The organism is Slackia exigua ATCC 700122, from assembly GCF_000162875.1.
Lineage (GTDB): Bacteria > Actinomycetota > Coriobacteriia > Coriobacteriales > Eggerthellaceae > Slackia > Slackia exigua.
Genome location: NZ_GG700631.1, coordinates 637,764 through 658,451 on the forward strand (window position 1 = coordinate 637,764; position 20,688 = coordinate 658,451).

Sequence of the window (20,688 nt, forward strand, 5' to 3'; positions counted from 1 at the left end):
ACCGATACGACGAAAAGCGACGGCTGTCCTCTATATCCATCGATATTGCCGGCATCTTCGGCCGCCACAGGCATCCAACGAACCAGAGACAGCTTCCTTAACCGGCATCTAGCCTCTAGCCTCCATAAAACGCCCCTCATGCCCGGCGACCATGCGCAATGGTCGCAATGGCAGTGGCGACGGCCGTGGCGATACGCGCAGCGATTGCGCGCGATGGCAGCGATGCGCATGCGTGCAACGATCACGCGTAATGGCGGTAATGCGCATGCGCGCAGCGATCACGCGTGATGATGGTGATGCACATGCGTGCACTCGCCATGCGCATGTCCATGCTTCTTGAAACGACCTTTGCGATGGACTTTGCGGCCCTTGCCCTTGCAGGAAACGCCCTTGTCCTTCATAGCAACGATCAGCTTCTCGGTCAGAGCATCGAGCTGAGCCTGCTCTTCAGGTGTCAGCACGGACAGGACTTCCGCCGCCGTCTTCTCGTGCGCCTTACGACGTTTGGCCGCGACCTCGCGACCCTCATCGGTCAGCGTGACGGTATACGTCTTCGCCGCCGCGGCATCGCCGATGACGACATACCCGCGACGGACGGCCTTCTTAACGCAATCCTTCAAGACGCCGCGGCTTACGCCCAGTTCATCGACAAGCTCGCGCTGCGTTGCTCCATCATGGTCAAGAAGCGCCTGAAGCAGGGCGCCCTGGCCACGCTTGTAGCTCTTCGGACCGAACTTCTTGAACGCGAAGCGAACGAGTTTGTTCGCCTTGTTCATCTGCCGCAGGGATTTCAATGCATCGTTCATGGCGATCCTTCCTCTCAATATCTCGAACGACCCCACTCTAATACCCTCGGATCATACCTGTCAATTATTCATGATTTAACTATCTTATATAGTATTACCAGTTATTCTTATAGTTATATTATTCGTATTTTAGGTAGTGAATAGATTGTATATTCACAGGAAAGCATCGATGCCGGGCTTGAACGGCCCAAACCGACGATCGCCTTCGCACCGCGGCAAAGGCACCCGCGAAGAGCCAATGGAGACGCGAACGTCCCTGCGGGCTTCGGTAAAAACGGGCCGTACTCATGATGACTCGCGCAATCATGGCCATCAGCCATGGTCGTGACCTCCCGCACAATCACGACCGCCCGTGCAATCGCGCGCTCACCCGCATAGCGGGGGCTTCGAGGTTCAGCGAGGTGTACATGGCAAAGCGACACGCGTCCACCCGCATAGCGGGCGGCTTGCCGCCCCTCGCGCTTCATGCAGAGAGCTCGATTGGCGCATGGTCGGAGAGAGTCTGCGCGCAGATGACGGCATCCCAGCCGCGTGGACGCGCTCTTAACGAAAGACCCTCAGAAAAAAGGAGGCCGCCCGTAGGCGGCCTCCTCGGCACGTCGGATCGTTCGAGCCGACGATATGGGTTCGCGCGTGTCCCTTAGGCTAGGGAACGACGGCGGCGATTATGCTCGGCGCACGAACATGGATCCGTACGCGTCCCTCCTAGACCAAGGTCTGGGCGATCAGCATGCCGCTGCCGAACACGAGCAGGAAGATCACCATCGGCGTGACGAACTTCAGCCAATGCTGATACTTCATGTCCAACATCTGCAGCGTTGCCATGACCAGGCCCGTAGGAGCAAGGTAGAGCATCGCGTACTGACCCCAGTTGTATGCGCAGACGATCGTGTAGCGATCGATGCCGACGGCGTCGGCGAGGGGCGCGAAGATGGGCATTGCCAGAACGGCGAGGCCCGAAGAGGACGGGACAATGAAGCCGAGCAGGAAGAACACGAGCATGACCATCACGACGAAGATCGGTCCGGGCATGCCGGCGACCGCATTGGACGCCCAGTACAGGATCGTGTCGGAAATCAGGCCCTCGTCGAGGATCAGGTTGATGCCGCGAGCAAGGCCGATGATCAGGGACACGCCCACGAGGCTTGCGGAACCGGCGGTGAAGGCTTCGGTGCATTCCTTCTCGTTCTTGCCGGAGATGATCATGCAGATGATGGCGATCAGCAGGAACGAACCGGCCATCTGCGGGAACCACCAATGCAGAGCCATGACGCCGTAGACCATGATGACGAAGGCGGCGACGAAGAGGATGAGGATGGCCTTCTTGCGCCAGTTGAAGTCATGGCCGGTGCCGGAAGCACGAACGGCATAGAGCTCGGCGAAGTGCTCGCGATCCTCATAGGTGTAGGAGAACGTAGGATCGGCCTTGATCTTCTTGGAATACCAGTACAGGTATGCGATGACTGCGATACCGCCGACGATGAGGCCTGCGGTACGCCAGCCGATACCCTCGAGGAAGTTGATGCCCGCGGCGTTCGATGCGATGACGGCCGCGAACGGGTTGATGGTCGAGAACGTGGTGCCCATGGACCCGGCGAGGAAGATGGCGCCGACGCAGATGATGGAGTCATAGCCGAGCGCCAGGAATATAGGCACGAGAATCGGGTAGAACGCGACCGCTTCTTCCTCAAGGCCGCAGGTGGTGCCGCCGACGAGCATGAAGACGGAGACGAGGAAGACAAGCAGGAACTCGCGACCCTTGGTCTTCTTGGTCAAGGCATGCAGGCCGGCCTCGAACGCTCCGGAGAGGTTCACGACGCCTATCAGGCCGCCCAGAACGAAGATGAATACCATGATGTCGACGCCGTCGATCGTGCCGCGCACCATCGACAAGGTGATCTCATCGAGACCCTTGCTCTTGGAGGGAAGCTCGGTGTAGGTGCCCGGAATGGAAATCGGCTTGGTGATGGAGCCGTCGACGAATTTGCTGACCTGGACGGCCATGCCGGCGGTCTCGGGGTTGGCCTCAAGGGCCTCCTGGGTGGCTTCCAGCATCTCGGTGGAGCCGTCAGGCTGGGTGATCATGAGCTGGCCGCTATCGGGCACATACGACAGTTTTGCATATTTGCCTGCCGGGATGCACCACGTGGCGATGACGGCCAGGATCGTGATGATGAACAGAATGGTGAATGCGGTAGGGACGTTGAACTTCTTCTTTTTCTTCTGCGTAGCCGACGCGGTCGGCGCAGCAGCAGCTGCTTCGGACATACGTATCCTCCTGAGCTCTGTGGATTATGGAACAGAGGGGGGTCGCCTTTTCCCGGAAGGAGAAAGCTGGAAGCAGCCTCGCCAGGTCCGCATGCCTCATGTGCGGACCCGGCAAAGGCTTGGAATCGAAGAAAGGTCGCAGCACCGGCCCATCGATCCCGTCTAACACCCAATGGGCGACCAGGGACATAGCCTCCCAGACCCGCCTGCCTCATGGGCGGGTCTGGATAGAGCCGCATCTAACTTGGCAAGGTGTTTTCTAGTCCACCGTGATGGTGGTGCCGGTCTCGCCCTTGATGGCCGCCTCGGCGCATTCAAGGGACGTGATGAGAGCCTTGCCCGACGGATAGTCGGCAAGATACTCCAGGCAGGCCTGGACCTTCGGCAGCATCGAGCCGGGAGCGAACTGGCCCTCCTCGATGTAGCGCTGCGCGTCGGCAACGGACATGTGGTCGAGGTTCTTCTGCTCGGGAGTGTTGAAGTTGATGGCGACCTTCTCGACCGCCGTCAGGATGATGAGCATGTCGGCCTTGAAGTCGGCAGCCATGCGTGCGCTCGAGCGGTCCTTGTCGATGACCGCGGGAACGCCGGAATACGCGCCGTCCTTCTCGAAGACGGGCACGCCGCCGCCGCCGGTGCAGACGACGATGTAGCCGGCATTCATGAGGTCCTGCACCGCATCGAACTCGACGATGCGCTCAGGCTTCGGGGAGGCCACGACCTGACGCCAACCGCGGCCGGCGTCTTCCTTGTAGACGTAGCCGGTTTCCTCGGCCTTGGCCTTGGCCTCTTCCTCGGTGAGGAAGGCTCCGACGGGCTTGGTCGGGTTCTTGAATCCCGGATCGTCAGGGCTCACGACGGTCTGCGTGATGATGTTAGCGGTGGAGCGCATGATGCCGCGACGCCTCATCTCGTTCAGAATCGCCTGGGACAGCTGGTAGCCGATGTAGCCCTGGCTCATGGCACCGGCCTCGGGGAACGGGACATCGGGGGTCTTGCCGTCACGAGAATGGGCGAAGTCGCACGCATTCTTGATCATGCCGACCTGAGGGCCGTTGCCATGGCTGACGATGAGATTGTTGCCGTCGGCGATGAGGTCGACGATGTTCTTAGCGGTGCTCTTGACGAGCTCGAGCTGTTCGGCCGGGGAGTTGCCGAGCGCGTTGCCGCCGAGGGCGATCACGACGCGCTTTCCCTCTCCTTTGGTGTAAGGCATGTCAGTGTCTCCAGTCTCTACTTAAGGGTGGCGTACATGACGGCCTTGATGGTGTGCATGCGGTTCTCGGCCTCGTCGAAGACCTTGGACTGAGCGGACTCGAACACCTCGTCCTCGACTTCCATCTCGGTGATGCCGAACTGCTCGGCCTTCTGGGCGCCGATCGTGGTGTTGGTGTCGTGGAACGCGGGCAGGCAGTGCAGGAAGATCGCCTCGGGCTTGGCCATGGCCATGACTTCCTTGGTCACGCGATACGGCTCGAGCTCCTTGATGCGCTCGGCCCAGACCTCGTCGGGCTCGCCCATGGAGACCCAGACGTCGGTGTAGATGACGTCGGCGCCGGTGCAGGCTTCCTTGACGTCCTCGGTGAGCAGGATGGAGCAGCCGTTCTCGGCAGCGATGGGCTTGCAGGCCTCGATCACGTCATCGGCGGGCATGCAGTGCTTCGGGCCGCAGGCGACGAAGTTCATGCCCAGCTTGGAGCACACGACCATGAGGGAGCGAGCGACGTTGTTCTTGCAGTCGCCCATGAACACCAGGGTGCGACCCTTGATCTCGTAGTTGAAGTTCTCCTGCACGGTGAGGATGTCGGCGAGCATCTGGGTGGGATGCCACAGGTCGGTCAGGCCGTTCCAGACGGGCACGCCGGCCTTGGCGCCGAGCTCTTCGACGTCTTCCTGGGCGAAGCCGCGGAATTCGATGCCGTCATACATACGGCCGAGAACACGGGCGGTATCCTCGATGGATTCCTTCTTGCCCATCTGGGAGCTGCCGGGATCGAGGTAGGTGACGCCCATGCCGAGATCCATGCCGCCCACTTCGAAGGCGCAGCGGGTGCGGGTGGAGGTCTTCTGGAAGAGGAGGACGATGTTCTTGCCCTCGAGGTAGCGATGCGGAACGCCCGCGCGCTTCATATCTTTGAGGTTCTTGGAGAGCTTGAGCAGATACTCGATCTCTTCGGTCGAGAAGTCGAGAAGCTTGATGAAATTGCGACCACTGAGGCTGACGCCCATGTCGGGCTCCTTTCTCTACGACGGGATCGCTCCCGTCCTCGTGATTACGTGCCCAGCGATGATTCCGACGCCTCATAGGGACAGCCTTCTCGACGATGGCTCGCGACCCCGTCGGATTCATCTCCGTCCGGCACCTTCATATGCACATTATATGGATGTCATATGCACATTTACCATGCTTAATACGGGTGGCTATAGGGATGTAAACCGGGTTTAGAATATAAACTACCTGTTCAATAGACTAAAAGAGCAAAACTTACAATCTCGTCCGTTTAGGAATTCGAAAGCACTAAACTTTGAATCGGCATTGCAACCCGCTCGGGCAGGAAGGATTTCATGGCCAACCTAGCGCTGTTCTATTACACGCTCGTGATTCTTCTCATCGCGGTCATGGCCGCGGCTCTGAGCCTCTCCACCTACGTGGTGTCGCGAAGACGCGTCTATCTACTTGCGGCGATCGCCTTCCTCTTCTATTTCTTCGACGTTGCCGTGGTGTTCCAGGACGATTTCCTCCTACGCCATTCCCTCGACCAGCTCAGCGAACGCGGAGCCTATATCTATCTGGTCGGGCAGCCGTACGGCATGATTCTGACCGGTGCGGGCGTGTTCGTCCCCCTGTGGCTTATGGTCTGCGATTTCTTCGAAGTGAAGAACCGCGCGATGCTCATCGCGCCCGGCGTGGCATTCGCGCTCGGAAGCGTGATCGTCGAACTCGCCATCCCCCATGGAAACGTGCATGAGTTCGTATTCGTCTCGATGCGCGGAGTCTTCCTGTTCTGGACGCTCGGCTTCGCTGTATACCAGACGGCCCGCTCGACGGGAGCCATGCGCGGCCAAGCCAAGAAGAAGGGAAAGCTGTTCTGGGGCATGTTCATCCTGGGCGCCGCCGTCGTCTTCGAAAACGTCATGCTCATGTTCGTCGTGGAAGCGCCGGAGTTCGTCAAGGGCACGATCTTCATCTTCCCCGAGCGCAATCCGATGGAGAACATGCTCATGCTCTGGTGCGCCCTCTACTCGGTGAACGCCGATCTGCGCGTGCTCAACCTGCATTTCCGCAGGCCTCCGGTCACCGAAAGCGATCGTTTGACCGCCTTCATCAACGACGGCATGGAGGCATACGCCGACCATTACAGGCTTTCCAACAAAGAGCAGGAAGTGCTCACGCAGGTGCTGCTCGGCAAGGACAACCAGAACATCGCCTCGACCATGAGCATCGCGCTCAGCACCGTGAAGGTGCACGTGCACAACATCCTGAAGAAGACCGGCATGGCGAACCGCCAGGAACTCATCAGCGACTTCCATAAAAGAGCCTAGATCGACGCGGCTGCAACGGCGCGCATGCGGCCAACAAGGGCAGCGCCGCAGGATTCACAGACTCGACGTGAAGAGCGCAACCATGCCAAGCCATTCCTGCATGAAGAGTGCGACTGCACCGGGCCATTCAGCCGTCACGGCTTCACAGACCGTAATCACGATGTCGACGTTGCGGATTCAGCCACCCTTATTAAAGCCGCAGGGCCTGAAACGGCATCCGCTTCAGGCCCCAGCCTTCACTCTAGTCTGTCACGTCGGACATGCCGAGCCGATTGCTCCCCGTCCGATGCCGCCACCGTCAGATGCTTCTATCTGAGCGACGTTCCTGCCTGCGCCATGCGATGATGGCCGCAGAAGCGGCGCCGGAAGCGATCGCGACACCCGCGAGAGCCGTCAGGGGCAGGGAATCGCCGGTCTTCGGAATCTTAGACCCTGACGAACTTGATGAAGTCTTCTGCTGAGCGACCTTCTTGCCACCCTGCTCGGTAGAAGAAGCACCCTGAGGCTTCTTGCTCGGATTCTTGTCATCCGGCTGAACGGGATTCGGCTCATCGACGACCGTCGGCGTATAGGTGGCGGTCACGGGCGTCCCGTTCGCATCGAGCGCCTGGACCGTTGCAGGAACAGGCGTGCCGACGAAGTCGGCATGCGGCGTGAACGTCACCGTGCCTGTGGCCGGATCGATCGTATAGGTGCCGACCTCGTTGCCCTTCGCATCAAGCGCAGGAACGGCGGTCTCATCGCTCGGCACGCCGTTCACCACAAGTTTCGCCGGATTGCCGGCGGAAATGGTGACGGGGACATCCGGATCGCCGGGCGTGAAGACGGGGGTTCCCATCTGAGGCTGCCCTTTTTTACCGGTCGAGGTCACATCGGTGCCCTTGGGTGTGACAGGAGTGACCGTCGGTGTGTACATAGCGGTCGCAGGCGTTCCGTTCTTGTCCTTCATCTGGACTTTGACGCCGGTAGCCGTCCCCGTGAAGCTGGGATTCGGCGTGAACGTTATGGATCCGTCGGAGTTCAGGACGTACGAACCCTCCCCATCGACCGTAACCTTATCGGTCTCGTTCCCATCGCCGTCGACGAGCGTCAACGTGGAAGGATCGAGCGGCACCGATTTATCGACGCCGCCGACATTCACCGTACCGGGAGCGAACGTGGGCGTACCGGTCTGAGGCAGGCCCTGCTTGCCTGTAGAGGTGGCAGGCGTGCCCGCGGGCGTAACGGGAATGACCGTCGGGGTATACGTCGCCGTTACCTTGTTGCCGACAATATCCGTGCGCTGAACCGTGATGCCGGCAGCCTTCCCCGTGAAGCTGGGCTCCGGAGAGAACGTGACAGTGCCCGTATTCGTATCGATACGGTAGGCGCCTTCGCCGGCCGCAACGAGAGACTCGACGAGACTGCCGTCTTTGTCGACGATCATGGGAGGAACGTTCTCGTCAATGCCGACTTCATCGTTTCCGCCTTTGAACGTGGGCGTGCCCGTCTGAGGCTGACCCTGGATATCGCTGCTCACGACATCATTGCCTGAAGGAGCGACTGGAATGACCGTCGGCAGGTACTTCGCCGTGGCGGGCGTGCCGTTCTTATCCTTCATCTGAACCGTGACGCCAGTGGCCTTTCCCGTGAAAGCGACTTCGGGTGTGAACGACACGGTAACGTTGCCATCCTGCGTGGTTTCGATCTTATACGTACCTTCATGAGGAATCGTCAGCGAGCTCACCGGGTTGCCGCTGCCATCGATGAGGGTCGCCGTGGCCGGATCGAGATCGACCGTACCGGTGGTGCCGTCGGAATTCTTGCCCACACCGGCCGTGAACGCGACGGTGCCTTGCTGCTTCATGCCCTGCTCTCCCGTCGAAGAGGCTCCCTGAGCCGTAGGCACGACCGGATTGACGAACGGCGTATACGTGGTTTGCGCAGCATTTCCGAGCGAGTCTTTCATCTGTACCTTGACACCCGAAGCCTTGCCGGTGAACCCAGGCTCGGGAGTGAAAACGACGGTGCCGTCAGAATGGAGTCCGTACGCGCCCTCGTCTTTCACCGCGAGGGTCTTGACCTCGTTGCCGTCAGGATCGACGAGCGTAAGCGTCGAGGAATCCATCGACGCGACGGATTCGTCTTCGGATGAGAAGGAAGGTTTGCCGGACTGGGGCTTTCCCTGAATGTCTTCGGAAGTCGCCGGGAGAGCCACAGGCGCAAGCGGCACGACCGTAGGAACGAACATGCCGTCCATCGTGGAAGCGTAGCTCACGTTCTCAAGCGCATCATTCGTGCTCTTCCAACCTGTGGTCTGGCCATTAGCGTCAACGCGACGGATCGCGATGCCTTGTGCCGGGCCTGCGAAGCCGCGTTCGGGCACGAATGTGGCCTTCACGTCTTTGCCGGACGCTTCGATCTTGTATCTGCCTTCGCCGCTCACGGCATAATAGCCGTCTCCATCAAGTTCAGATGTTTGGACGATCGTGCCGTCGGGCTTCACCATAACGGGAGCCGACGCTTCGTTGATCGAATTGGCATCGGTGCTATGATCGAGCATGCCGTAGGAAGAGAACGCCACGGTCGCCGTCTGAGGCTTGCCCTGCTTGGCGGATGTCTTTTCGAGCGAGCCGCGCGGCGGAACGGTCACCTGGACGAGAAAATCCTCGACCTCGCCGGAGAATGCCTGGCCTGTAGGCGACTCCACGTCTTTAGCGTCACGAGAGATGCGTACGCGCGTACCCAATTCCGTGATGCTCGTGTCGACGTTCTGCTTGATGTCCGTGAACTTCAGCTTGAGATCCCCGTCTGCCGTGACCTCGGCTGCGTCGGACCCTTCGCCCTCGTCGAACGTGCCGTTGTTGTTGAAGTCCACCCAACCCTTGGCATAGGCCTTGCCCGTTGCTCCAGGATGCGCCTGGACCGTAAGCTCATAGGTATCGTCCGAAGCGCGGTAAACGGCATACGTGCCGCCGTTCATCAGCTGCCCTTCGCCTTCGTCCGCGTCGCCCGTATCGTCATCAGAGGTCCATGCCGTGGAATCCGCGTTCTTTATGCCCATATCAGGACGTACGGAACCCAGATACGGCATGTCTCCCTTGAGATTGATGACATGCGTGGCCTCGCCGTACGATGCGGGAGCGTCGCCCTCGTCGTTCAGCACCATGCCGAGCATGGTGCTCTGGGCCCCGCGCGAATTGACGTAGATCCCTATATTGCTGACATCGCGAGCGACGACCACGGGCAGCGAGTAACGCAGCCTGTTGTTGCCGTTGGCGTCGTATTTCTGCCAACCTGCGGGAATGGCTCCGTTCTGCGCCGTCATGACAGGGCCGAACACCTGCGTGCCGATGCCGTCGCCGAAGGTCTGGGTGCCGCCGATCGCGCCGTGGGTGTCCGCAATGGAATGCGCGGAAGCTGCCGGATTGAGATTGCCCCAGTATCGCGCCGGATACTGGGCATTGGATATCCACATGCCCGTGTTGTACGTCAACGGTTTATAGGAAACTTCGGTCGTATCGTCGGAAACCTGAGTGAGAAGCTCCCACGGCTCGCCGTCGGTCGTGTAGATCTCCTTCTCCTCGGAATTGGCCTCTTCGCCCGAGGCGACAATCATGTCGAGCTTGACGGGTTCACCGCGATAGGTGGCGGAAACCTTGAGTTGAACTCCTATGTTGCCGCCGTCCTTATTGGGGCGGATGACCGGGGTTCCCGGAACCGTAACGCCGTAGGTCTTCAGAAGGGAATAGGAATCCTGCTTGGAAAAGACGACGTCGGCAGGCTGGCCGTCCCGGTATCGATTGATTGCGTTCTCGTCGTAGAGGGCCGCATCGGCTGTGCCTTTCACTCGAGCCTTGAAAGTGTCGGTGGCATCGAAGGGCTTGAGGCCCACGACCTCGACATGCACGACGTAATCGGGAGAAAGCTCCTTTTCCCATGTCGTGCCGACCGACAGCGCGCGGTCGTTACGCGGAGCGACCGCAGTGGTGTTCGTCGCGCCCGTGAAATCGAACCAGGTGATGTCGGACACGGTATCGCGGCCTTGGAATTGCTTGTAGTCCTGCACCCAAGACTCTGCCGTGGACGGGTCGTCGGCATATGCTTTCGTCGATGTAGATGCGCCTGCTATCGGAGAAAGCGATGCGGCGATCAGGGCCGACAAAGCAGCGATGCCGAGCGTGCGGAACATGCGCGCGTTCAACCAGCGTGCTTTTTCGTAAGCGCTCATGCTGGAGTATCCCTTCTGCTTCGATCGAACGGCTCGGTCGTCCGCACGGAAAAGCGCAGTGCGCGCTTCGTCCACGCAGACGACGTCATACATGATACGTAAACAGAACGGTGTCGAAAAGAGGGAAAATACGTGACGATGCCTGCATTTCGCGCCTATGTCGATTCGCCTATTCAGAACGTACGACATATATGTCATGCATGCAATGCCATTTGAAACGAGAAGGATCCGGCGTTCACGCCTTCCTTGTGGCGACGGTGATTTTCGTATAGTCCGTCGAATGGTTCGCGTACGTGTCGAAATCCGACGTGTTCGTGCTCACGATCCCGCCGAAACGCGTTTCGGCCCCCAGGCCGAACGCGAGTACGTCGGCACCCGCCGCATACGATGCGAGGAACCGATCCTCATGCCCGGGCCTCGCGAACCGCATCGGCAGGCATTCGACGAATCCGGCGGCGCCGAGGACCTCGCGCGCCTGCGCCTCCTGGGCTGCCGTCTCGTCGGGAGACGGAAGATCGCCCTTGTCGGCCTTCAGAAACGAGACGTGCACGGCGTCCGACCCGGCCGCTGCAAGACAGCTTCTGCGGAAATCCTGTATCGACACGCCTCCTACCCCGCAGGCGAGCACGAGTCCGAGCGTGTCGTTCGCATACGCATGAAGGAAGCTGTCGCACGCTATGACGAAGAAATCGAAGGCATCGACGTTGTTGCATCGCGAGAAAATGGGCTGGAACAGGGCCATCATCTCCATGTCGAAGCGCTGGACCCCTGCCCGCTTGAAGAAGGGAAAGGTCGCGCCCGAGATATTGGACACAGCGGCGCTCATGGTCACGGACGCATCGGATGCCACGTCGAAGACGCGATGGATGGCCGCGGAAATATCCGCGAGCGCTTGGCCCGCCATGCTCGCCGTCCCGCCGCCGTAGCGTACGGCCTGAACCCGGCAGTCGTCGAACTGCCCGGCGTTCGCAGGCTAGAGTTCCCGCGCGATATACGCCTGGCTGAAACCGCGGCAGAGATAGCCGAGAACCTCGGCCTCCCTGCCCGTAAGCCCGAACCGATCGACGACAAGGCGGGTCCGCTCCCCAAGATAGCGCGCCGCCGCATCCTTCTCGATTTCGCGCGGGGTCCGCGTATCGCCCTCGAACGCCATGGCCACATTCGTGACGATAGGATAGATCGCCGTGACCGAGGCGGGAAGAAGCACGCTCTGCATGGAGTGGAGCGTGAATTCCCGCGGGCTGCGCCTCAGCAGCAGCACGATGACGCCCACCGCGAGCAGAGGGCCCGAAACCGCGCCCCAAAGCGTACCCGCTTCGGAGCCCGATCCTTCCCCGGCAGGCGCGGGATTCCAGATCAGCCCGAGGATGAATGCGACGATCATCGCGCCTGCCAGAGGCTTCCACAGGATCTTGGCCAACGTGACGAAGGATGCGCGCGCCAGGATGCCCCGAGGAGGATCGGACGCATGCGTCGAAGCGGGAGCATCGGAGACGGCTTCGCCATCGCGAAAGCGCGAGGATGCGCCCCGCCGAAGCTCCGCGGCCATGCAGAGGCCGGCCGCGGCGTCGGCCACGACAAGAACCGAGATGCCGTCCGCACCCGAAAGCGCGAGAGGGCTCGCAAGGAACGCACCCTGGGCGATCGATGCCATGAGGTAGGACACCGATGCGTTCAAAAGGATCGTCTGCGGGACGAACGTCGAGTAGATGGCACCCCATAAGGCGAGATGGAGCGCGATGCCGATACCGCAGAAAAGGCCTCCGACAATGATCGCGGGCACGAATCCAGGATTCGGCAGGGCGAACGAGCAGCCGACGATCGGCAGCATGACTGCAGCCACGATCAGCCCCATACGTCCGTGGATGGTAGCCACGGGCATCGATCCGCGATGCGACCCGAAGCTCCACGCGACGACGACCGCGGCGGCCATCGCCAATCCGGCGACGACGCCGGCGATCAGGCATAGGAACGCCGCATCGCCGATGACCTGCGAGAGAGGCCCTGAATGACCCACGAAGGCACACAGGAAGAAGAGGGATACCGACGAGCCGATAAGGAGAGGTTCGAGAGCGATGAGCTCGCCCCGTTCGTTGCGTATGCTCACGGCGCCTCCCCACGTGGAATCATGATGCGCCCATGGTAGCAGACGACGGGCGAACGCACGCCATGCGCCTCTCTGCCTCGGCGATGCGCCTCCCCTTCATCATGCGAACCGTTCCGCATAGATCGATTCCGCGCCTTCGCATCCGTTCAGCGCGCAATGAACTCCGAAATGCACCCCGAAAATATGCAGCGAACAGCCATTCCTTGAACATTTCATCGTCATCGAGGCGTACAATGCACGCATCGGTCTACACCGCAGGGATATTCATAGGAGAAGAGAGGACGCAATGAGGAAGACCATACCGTCACTGCGCCAGAAGGGGATTCTGGCCCTCGCATGCGCTGCCATGCTGGGCGCCGCCCTCTTCATCGCGCTTCCGGCACACGCATGGGCGGATGCCGGCACCTGGACGATTTCCAAATCGAAGACGGCAACGTGGGTCGACGAGGGCAAGACCGCCCGCGTCACGCTCCAGCTACCGAGCTCCGAGGCCAAGCTTTCATCCGACATCGTGTTCGTCGTGGACAATTCAAGCTGCGGAGACGACGCCATCAACGACGCCAAGGCGACGCTTGACAAACTCGTCGCCGAAGTGGCAGGCGCCGACCAGGTGAAGGTGGGCGTCGTGTCGTTCAGGGGCGACGGCCATGTGGAAAAGGATCTCTCGGAGCTGAACGCCGGCAACGTCGATGCGTTCAAGGGGGCCATCGCGGGAGGCTACACGGGCGATCTGAAGTCCGGCACGAACATGCAGGACGGCCTCGCCAAAGCCAAAGCCATGCTTGATGCGGATACGGATACGCCCGCGAACCGCAAGCATGTCATCTTGGTGAGCGATGGCCTGACGCGCCTGTTCACGGCTGAAGACGGCATGGTCAAGGACATCTACTACCAGTATTCGTACACCGATCCGACGTCTCAGCAGGCCGCAAGCGAGATCGATCCGAAAAACTTCGTGTACTTCGGCATGATCGACGAATGGCGCCAGGCGCGCACGCCTGGCTCGGCCACCTATGCCATGCCCTACGGCGACTGGGACACCTACTATGCCCACCTCGTCGAATGGGTTGCGAACGACGGCGATACGTATGCGCGCGACTTCAAGACCTACGGCAACGATGCCACGAGCATAGTGAAAGATCCCGCGACGGGCGCCATCACCGATCCAAGCTTCGCCTTCATCGAGCACGGTACCCAGGCCGACCATGCCATGGCGCCTGACCGTGCGGTTTATGAAGCCTACACCGTATGGCAGGCTCTGAAGGGCGAAGGCTACGCCTGCTACGCCGTGCGCACAGGCGACGATTCCGACTTCTCCGTCAAGTTCATGAACCAGCTCAACGGAGGCATGCCGCTCGACTTCACGCAGATCGCCAACAACATCCTGTACGCTTGCGGCGCCGGGTCGAAGATCACCGACTCCATGGGCAAGGGCGAAAGCTACGATTTCGACTTCGTTCCCGGAACGGCGACGGTCAGCGTCGGCGACGAGCAGCTCGAAGCCACGAAAGAGAGCGAGAACGCCTGGAGCTTCCATAGCACGGGATCCCCGAATGCACGTTTCACCCTGACGTACGATGCGGATGCGGATGCCTACGAGTTCACCGCGCGCGAGCCGATCTCCAACTTCGCGCCCGTGAAGCTGACATACGACGTCGCGTTGGCGAAGGCTCCAACCGAGCCGGGCGACTACGAGCTTGCCACCAACACCAAGGCGACGCTTTTGCCCGTCAATTCCGCGGGCGTTCAGGGTGCAGCGGAAGACTTCGATATTCCGAAGCTGGCGTATACCGTCAAGGCTCCGAGCGATCCGAAGACGCCCGAAAAGAAGCCTGAGGCGAAATCCCCCGCCCCCACGACTCAAACCGCAACCAAGACCACGTCTAGCGGAACGATGCCTCGGACGGGCGATCCGATGAGCTCCCTGCCGTTCGTCGCGACGGCGCTCATCGCCGCAGCGGCCATCGGCACGGCTGCAGGTACAAGGGTGCTGAAGAAGCATTAGATTCGCGCTCGTTGACGCACAGAGGAAACACCATCGACGGCCGCTTCGCACCGAGGCGGCCGTCGATTTTTCTGCAATCTTCGAAGATGCCCTTACGTAAATGCCCTTAGAGGCGATGAGCGGGAGAAGCCCCCGATTGCCCCTGGTAGTGGCTGCCGAGGCCCGCGCTGCCGTACGGACGCTCGACCGGCGAGGTCATGCGTTCGAACGACATCTGGCCGATACGCATGCCCGGATGCAGGACGATGGGGAGCGTGGCCACGTTGGAAAGCTCGAGCGTGATCTCCCCCTCCCAACCGGGATCGACGTAACCGGCCGTCGAGTGGATCATGAGGCCGAGACGCCCGAGCGATGATTTCCCTTCAAGCTTGCCCAGGATATCATCGGGCACGGCGATGCGCTCGAGCGTGGTGCCGAGCGCGAACTGCCCCGGCTGCAGGATGAACGTGCCGCCAGGGGCGACGTCGATGGATTCGGTGAGGCCCGGCTGGTCAGTCAGGGGATCGATGAACGCATGCGACGAATTGCGGAAGATGCGGAAATTCGACCCGAGGCGCACGTCGACGGATGCAGGCTGGATATTGTCCTCGACCAGCGGTTCGATGACGATGCGGCCCTTGCTCATCTGGTCTTTGATATCGCGGTCCGAAAGAACCATAGCGTTCCCTTCTGGTATGCGCCGTCCCGAGAAGCGTCGAAGACGGTTTCTGATTGCATCCCGATTCTATCAGCATGGAACACACGCGGTCCGCATCACCGCAAAGAGCCCGCATGCGGGCGTTGGAACCAACGAGACCCTGCCCGACGCCGCACTCGTCGCAAAGGGCCCGCATGCGGGAGGCTGAACCGATCGGCGCATCGGAAAAGCGGTCCGACCACACGTCATCGGCCGTCTCTGCCGGAATGATTCTTCCGCTCGAAATACTCGATGGTGACGATCTTGGTCTGGAACGTCCCTTCGGAGACGACGTCGCCCGCATCGTCGCAAGCCGTCACGCGCCAGGTCTGCCTGCGGGCACCCGGGGCATACTCCTCCTCGTCCAGAAATTCGGCAACGCCATGCAGCACGCCGTGCTTCCCCGGCTTTCGATGCCGGATATCGGCCCTGGTGCCGAAGCTCATTTCGCGGGTGAAATCGGCCCGTTCGTCAGCCCCTATGCTTGCCGCGGTCTCGAGCAGCGAAAGCGTTGCGCCCCCATGCAGGAATCCGTGCGGCTGAAACAGAGTGGGAACGATATCCATCTCGAGCTCGACCCGGTCTCTCGAGACCGCGACTTTACGTATGCCCAAGGCATCTTCGAACAGCATGAGGATCTTCCCCCTCTCTACCGGCACAGCTCCCAGAACGCGACGGCCGATGCCGCAGCGACGTTCAGGCTGTCGACGTGATGCGCCATCGGGATCCGCACCGTGTAATCGCACCCCTCGATCGTGCGGGCCGTCAAGCCGTCACCCTCGGTGCCGAACACGAGCGCGAGCCTTTCGCACGCTGCAAGCCGTGCGTCATCGAGCGGAATGGAATCGTCCGAAAGCGCCATGGCGGCCGTGGCGTATCCCAGGCGATGCAGTTCCTCGAGCCCGGCGCGCGGCCAATCATGCGCGTCATTGCCGATGCGCGTCCATGGAACCTGGAACACCGTTCCCATGGATACGCGCACCGATCGGCGATACAGAGGGTCGCAGCACGTCGGAGCGACGAGCACGGCATCCACGCCGAGAGCGGCGGCCGAGCGGAAGATCGCCCCGACGTTCGTGTGGTCGACGATGCCTTCGAGCATGGCGATCCTGCGCGCGCCGCCGGGATGAACGCCCGCCAACAGCTCTTCGACGCTCGACAGCTTCGGGCGTCGCATGGCGCAGAGGATGCCGCGCGTGAGCGCGAAGCCGGTCAAGCGCTTCAGCTCCTCGACGGGAGCCACGAACACGGGCGTGCACGCCGAGGACCCTTCCGCGTCATCGCCCCCGCATGAAGCCGCCCGCGCCGAAACGCCTCCGCCCGAAACGCCGCCACGCAAGGTCGGCGCAGGCTTCGAAGCTTTCTGGATGCGCGCGACGGTCGGAGCCGCCGCATCCAGCCATTCGGGCGTCATCAGGACCGAAACGGGAACCATGCCCGCATCCAATGCGCGATCGATCACTTTGATGCTCTCGGCGATGAAAACGCCTTTCTCAGGTTCGAGCTTGTTGCGGAGCTGGACCTCGGTCAGACACGCGAACGCATCGAGGCGCGGATCGTCGAGGGTTTCGACCCATGCATAGGGAGCGCCCAGCGCCGAAACGCGCGCCCGCGCAGCCGCGTCCTCCTTAAGATCGCGCCCTTCCATCGCCCAGACCGTTCCTAGTTCTTGAACGAATGCACCGGCGCCGGGATGCGGCCGCCGCGATTGACGAACGCCTCACAGCTCTTCGTGTTGACGGGGATGATGGGCGCGTACCCCAACAGGCCGCCGAACTCGGCGACGTCGCCGACGCCTTTTCCGACGACGGGAATGACGCGCACCGCGGTCGTCTTCTGGTTGATCATGCCGATGGCCGCCTCGTCGGCGATGATGCCGGCGATGGTCGCAGGCGTCGTGTCGCCAGGGATCGCGATCATGTCCAGTCCGACGCTGCAAACGCAGGTCATAGCCTCGAGCTTTTCGATGGTCAGGCAGCCCGATGCCGCGGCGTCGATCATGTTCTTGTCCTCGGACACGGGAATGAAAGCGCCGGAAAGACCTCCGACATAGCTCGACGCCATGATGCCGCCTTTTTTGACCTGGTCGTTCAACAGCGCGAGGGCCGCCGTGGTGCCGGGGGCGCCCACCTGTTCGAGGCCTATCTCCTCGAGGATTTCCCCGACGCTATCGCCCACCGCCGGGGTCGGCGCGAGCGAGAGATCGATGATGCCGAACGGCACGCCGAGACGATGGCTCGCCTCCTGGGCCACGAGCTGGCCGACGCGCGTCACCTTGAACGCCGTGCGCTTGATGGTTTCGCACAGCACCTCGAAGCTTTCGCCGCGAGCGGACTCGAGCGCGCGCTTCACCACGCCAGGACCCGAAACGCCCACGTTGATGACGACGTCGCCCTCGGTCACGCCGTGGAAGGCGCCGGCCATGAAGGGATTGTCGTCGGGAGCGTTGCAGAATACGACGAGCTTCGCGCAGCCGAGGCCGTCGCGTTCGGCCGTGGCCTCAGCGGTCTGCTTGACGATATCGCCCATGAGGCGCACGGCGTCCATGTCGATGCCCGTCTTCGTGGAGCCGACGTTGACGCTCGAGCATACGAAGTCGGTTTCGGCGAGCGCCTGGGGGATCGAGCGGATCAGCAGCTCATCGGATTTCGTCATGCTTTTGCTGACCAGAGCGGAATATCCGCCGAGAAAGTTGACGCCCGCGGCCTTTGCCGCATCGTCGAGGGCGTGGCACAGCCGCACGTAGTCCTCCGGCGCCTTGCAGACGCGCGCGCCGACGAGCGAGACGGGCGTGACGGATATGCGCTTGTTCACGATAGGGATGCCGTAATCGCGTTCGATGGCACGACCGGTCGAGACGAGGTCCTGCGCACAGCCGGTCACTTTGCCGTAGATGGCCTGAGCGAGTTCTTCGACGGTGTCGCCCGCGCAATCGAGCAGGCTGATGCCCATCGTGATGGTTCGAACGTCGAGCTTCTCCTGCTCGATCATCTGATTGGTCTCATGGACCTCGGTGATATTCAGCATGAACGTTCCTTCTCGGTTGGCGGGGACGATGCGCGAAGACGGAACCGCCCTCGGATGACGGCGCCTCGCGCGTGGGAGGCCGGGCGGCGCTTGCTGCGCGCGGCTAGATGCGATGCATCTTGGTGAAGATCTCCTCGCGCTGGCAGCGGATGCGCACGCCGATTTCTTCGCCCAAGCCCTCAAGGTCTTCGACGATGCTCGAGAATTCGGCATCGGCATCGGTCACGTCGACGACCATCATCATGTTGAAGAAACCGTCGAGGATGGTCTGGGAGATGTCGAGCACGTTCACGCGATGATCCGCCAGATACGTGCATACGCGGGCGATGATGCCGACGGCATCCTTTCCGACGACGGTGACGACGGCTTTGTTCATAGATGCTGCCTTTCTCGATTGATGCGCCTTGATCGACTCAGTATAGACGCGCGCGGGCGCAAGGTGCACCGCGTGATGGCTTCGGCAATCGCCGCCGAGCAACGGCAGATGCCGACTGCCGCGCGCATGACCGCGCAGCATGAACGCAAGGAGCCTTACGGCCGCATTGTTCGGCGGCGAGACTAAGCATGCTCGACGAGCCGAGTCTTCCTCATGCCGCATCTCCCTCATAGATTCGTTCGAACGATTCGGCCCCGATGCACGGAAGGAGGCCGCCGATTCTTCGGCAGCCTCCTTCGATTAGGCGATCGGCGGTACGACTACGATGCCGACTAGTCCTTCATGGGCTCCATGGCGCTATAGCCGAAGAGGTTCTTGTACTGGGAAACCAGATACAGGCACATGAGGATGGAGAGGATCGCGGCAGCGAGCAACAGCACCATCATGATCCAAACGGCGCTCGCCTCTCCGACGGCGGTGGTCATGGAACCGACGATGAAGGGAAGGAACACGGAGGCGAAGCCCATGAACGTGTAGTACATTCCGACGTTGCGGCCACGAGGACCGGGAACGATGAGCTGACGCAGGGTGACGCCGGTCTGGAGCATGCCGCCCGCGGCAGAGAAGCCGAGTACGGCGATGCCGAAGTAGACGGCACCGGCACCGATGCCGAGCGGAAGCGCCAGGATCACGACGGCCAGAGCCACAGAGGCGAGAATCGAGTCGATCAGGATGACCTTGAGCGGATTCCAGCGAAGCTTGCCCATCATGAAAGCCCAGAAGAGAACCGCGATGATGGAACCGGCGGTGTAGATGGACGTCAAGCCGGCAGCGGCGACGGGATCAAGACCGAGGTTCGTGATGCCGAACTGCTTGGAGTACTGCTGGGCGCCGTACATGATGAACATGATCACGAAGCCGAAGAACAGGGTGATGAAGTTCTCAAGACCGTTAGGCGTGCGGAGCATGGCGTCCTTAGCGGCCTGAATCTCAGCCTCGGCGGCGTTCTTGGATTTGCTGTCATCGACGACGCTCTGCTTGCGCTCGTCGTCATACACGAACGGGGTAAGGGCGGCGAAGACGACGCAGATGACCGACATGACGATCGGGATGATGATGTTGATATGCCAGGAGTCGCCGGCGTTCCAGGCGGCAAGCAGAGGATACGCGATGCCGGAAACGGAGATGACCGCCTTGATGCCGATGGTGGAAGAACCGGCATACTTGGGATTGGCCTCGGCAATCGCCGGATACAGCGCTCCATCCCAGAAGCCGGACGTGGCGACGCCGGAAAGGAAGCCCGCTACGCATGCGACGGTGACGTTGGTGCTCACGAGCATGATGGCGAAGCAGGCGACATACATGACGGCACCGAGGACGGCAGGAATCTTGCGGCCGATACGGTCGGAAATCTCGCCACCGATCCAAACGCTGACGAATTTGCCGACGCCCGTCCAGGTGATCGCCATCGCGACCGCCGCGGCACCGGCCGTGGCGTCCGTGAAGCCCCACTGCGTGTAGAAATTAACTTGATTCTGGCTGAAGATGATAGCCTGCACGCCATGCGTCAAATAGCACATATATACGGTGGCGATGGCAAACATATACTTCGTTGCCCTCTGAACTGCGCTCACAGCATTCCTCCTAATCGATTTGACCTTCTTGCAAGC

15 protein-coding genes are annotated in these 20,688 nt (G+C 61.1%); 2 read left to right on the plus strand and 13 right to left on the minus strand.

Going from position 1 to position 20,688, the window contains the following annotated elements; translation table 11 throughout:
* Nucleotides 1-278: 278 nt before the first annotated feature.
* From HMPREF0762_RS08830 to argF, 4 genes are all read right to left on the minus strand, one after another.
* Entirely contained in the window at nt 279-806 is a 528-nt protein-coding gene (locus HMPREF0762_RS08830) for a MarR family winged helix-turn-helix transcriptional regulator (RefSeq protein WP_040619505.1), read from the minus strand.
* 705 nt (nt 807-1,511) lie between these two features.
* On the minus strand, nt 1,512-3,074 hold the full coding sequence (locus HMPREF0762_RS08835) for a YfcC family protein (RefSeq protein ID WP_006363347.1): 1,563 nt from the start codon (nt 3,072-3,074) through the stop codon (nt 1,512-1,514).
* A gap of 259 nt (nt 3,075-3,333) precedes the next feature.
* Complete coding sequence (gene arcC / locus HMPREF0762_RS08840) at nt 3,334-4,290, minus strand: carbamate kinase (RefSeq protein ID WP_006363348.1); 957 nt, start codon at nt 4,288-4,290, stop codon at nt 3,334-3,336.
* A gap of 17 nt (nt 4,291-4,307) precedes the next feature.
* Nucleotides 4,308-5,303, minus strand: coding sequence for an ornithine carbamoyltransferase (gene argF, locus HMPREF0762_RS08845; protein ID WP_006363349.1), 996 nt, complete (start codon nt 5,301-5,303; stop codon nt 4,308-4,310).
* A 336-nt stretch (nt 5,304-5,639) separates the two neighbouring features.
* Between argF and HMPREF0762_RS08850 the strand changes: the two genes are divergently transcribed.
* Nucleotides 5,640-6,617: a helix-turn-helix transcriptional regulator gene (locus HMPREF0762_RS08850; protein WP_006363350.1), complete on the plus strand. Its 978-nt coding sequence runs from the start codon at nt 5,640-5,642 to the stop codon at nt 6,615-6,617.
* 298 nt (nt 6,618-6,915) lie between these two features.
* On the opposite strand, the gene HMPREF0762_RS08855 is transcribed toward HMPREF0762_RS08850, so the two are convergent.
* From HMPREF0762_RS08855 to HMPREF0762_RS08865, 3 genes are all read right to left on the minus strand, one after another.
* Entirely contained in the window at nt 6,916-10,827 is a 3,912-nt protein-coding gene (locus HMPREF0762_RS08855; protein ID WP_245935514.1) for an Ig-like domain-containing protein, read from the minus strand.
* Nucleotides 10,828-11,062: 235 nt separating this feature from the next.
* Nucleotides 11,063-11,731: a hypothetical protein gene (locus HMPREF0762_RS08860; protein WP_006363353.1), complete on the minus strand. Its 669-nt coding sequence runs from the start codon at nt 11,729-11,731 to the stop codon at nt 11,063-11,065.
* Between the two features lie 69 nt (nt 11,732-11,800).
* Entirely contained in the window at nt 11,801-12,934 is a 1,134-nt protein-coding gene (locus tag HMPREF0762_RS08865; protein WP_006363354.1) for a helix-turn-helix transcriptional regulator, read from the minus strand.
* Between the two features lie 286 nt (nt 12,935-13,220).
* Here HMPREF0762_RS08865 and HMPREF0762_RS08870 point away from each other — a divergent pair, with 286 nt between their 5' ends.
* Entirely contained in the window at nt 13,221-14,939 is a 1,719-nt protein-coding gene (locus tag HMPREF0762_RS08870; RefSeq protein WP_006363356.1) for a vWA domain-containing protein, read from the plus strand.
* A gap of 106 nt (nt 14,940-15,045) precedes the next feature.
* Here the strand turns inward: HMPREF0762_RS08870 and dcd are convergent, their stop codons facing one another.
* The 6 genes from dcd to HMPREF0762_RS08900 all read right to left on the minus strand — a co-directional run bounded on the left by dcd (nt 15,046) and on the right by HMPREF0762_RS08900 (nt 20,652).
* Nucleotides 15,046-15,597 (minus strand): dCTP deaminase, encoded by a 552-nt coding sequence (gene dcd, locus HMPREF0762_RS08875; RefSeq protein ID WP_006363357.1) that lies wholly within the window; start codon nt 15,595-15,597, stop codon nt 15,046-15,048.
* A gap of 224 nt (nt 15,598-15,821) precedes the next feature.
* Complete coding sequence (locus HMPREF0762_RS08880) at nt 15,822-16,247, minus strand: PaaI family thioesterase (RefSeq protein ID WP_040619508.1); 426 nt, start codon at nt 16,245-16,247, stop codon at nt 15,822-15,824.
* Nucleotides 16,248-16,264: 17 nt separating this feature from the next.
* The gene (locus HMPREF0762_RS08885; protein WP_006363366.1) at nt 16,265-17,263 is read right to left on the minus strand and encodes a TrmH family RNA methyltransferase; all 999 of its coding nucleotides are present in this window, start codon (nt 17,261-17,263) and stop codon (nt 16,265-16,267) included.
* A 14-nt stretch (nt 17,264-17,277) separates the two neighbouring features.
* A complete protein-coding gene (locus HMPREF0762_RS08890; RefSeq protein WP_006363368.1) occupies nt 17,278-18,642 on the minus strand; it encodes a PFL family protein in 1,365 nt (454 codons plus the stop codon).
* A gap of 103 nt (nt 18,643-18,745) precedes the next feature.
* Entirely contained in the window at nt 18,746-19,018 is a 273-nt protein-coding gene (locus HMPREF0762_RS08895; protein WP_006363369.1) for an ACT domain-containing protein, read from the minus strand.
* A gap of 332 nt (nt 19,019-19,350) precedes the next feature.
* Nucleotides 19,351-20,652 carry an MFS transporter gene (locus tag HMPREF0762_RS08900; RefSeq protein WP_248676517.1) on the minus strand — a complete coding sequence of 434 codons (1,302 nt, stop codon included), beginning with the start codon at nt 20,650-20,652 and terminating at the stop codon, nt 19,351-19,353.
* Nucleotides 20,653-20,688: the final 36 nt, after the last annotated feature.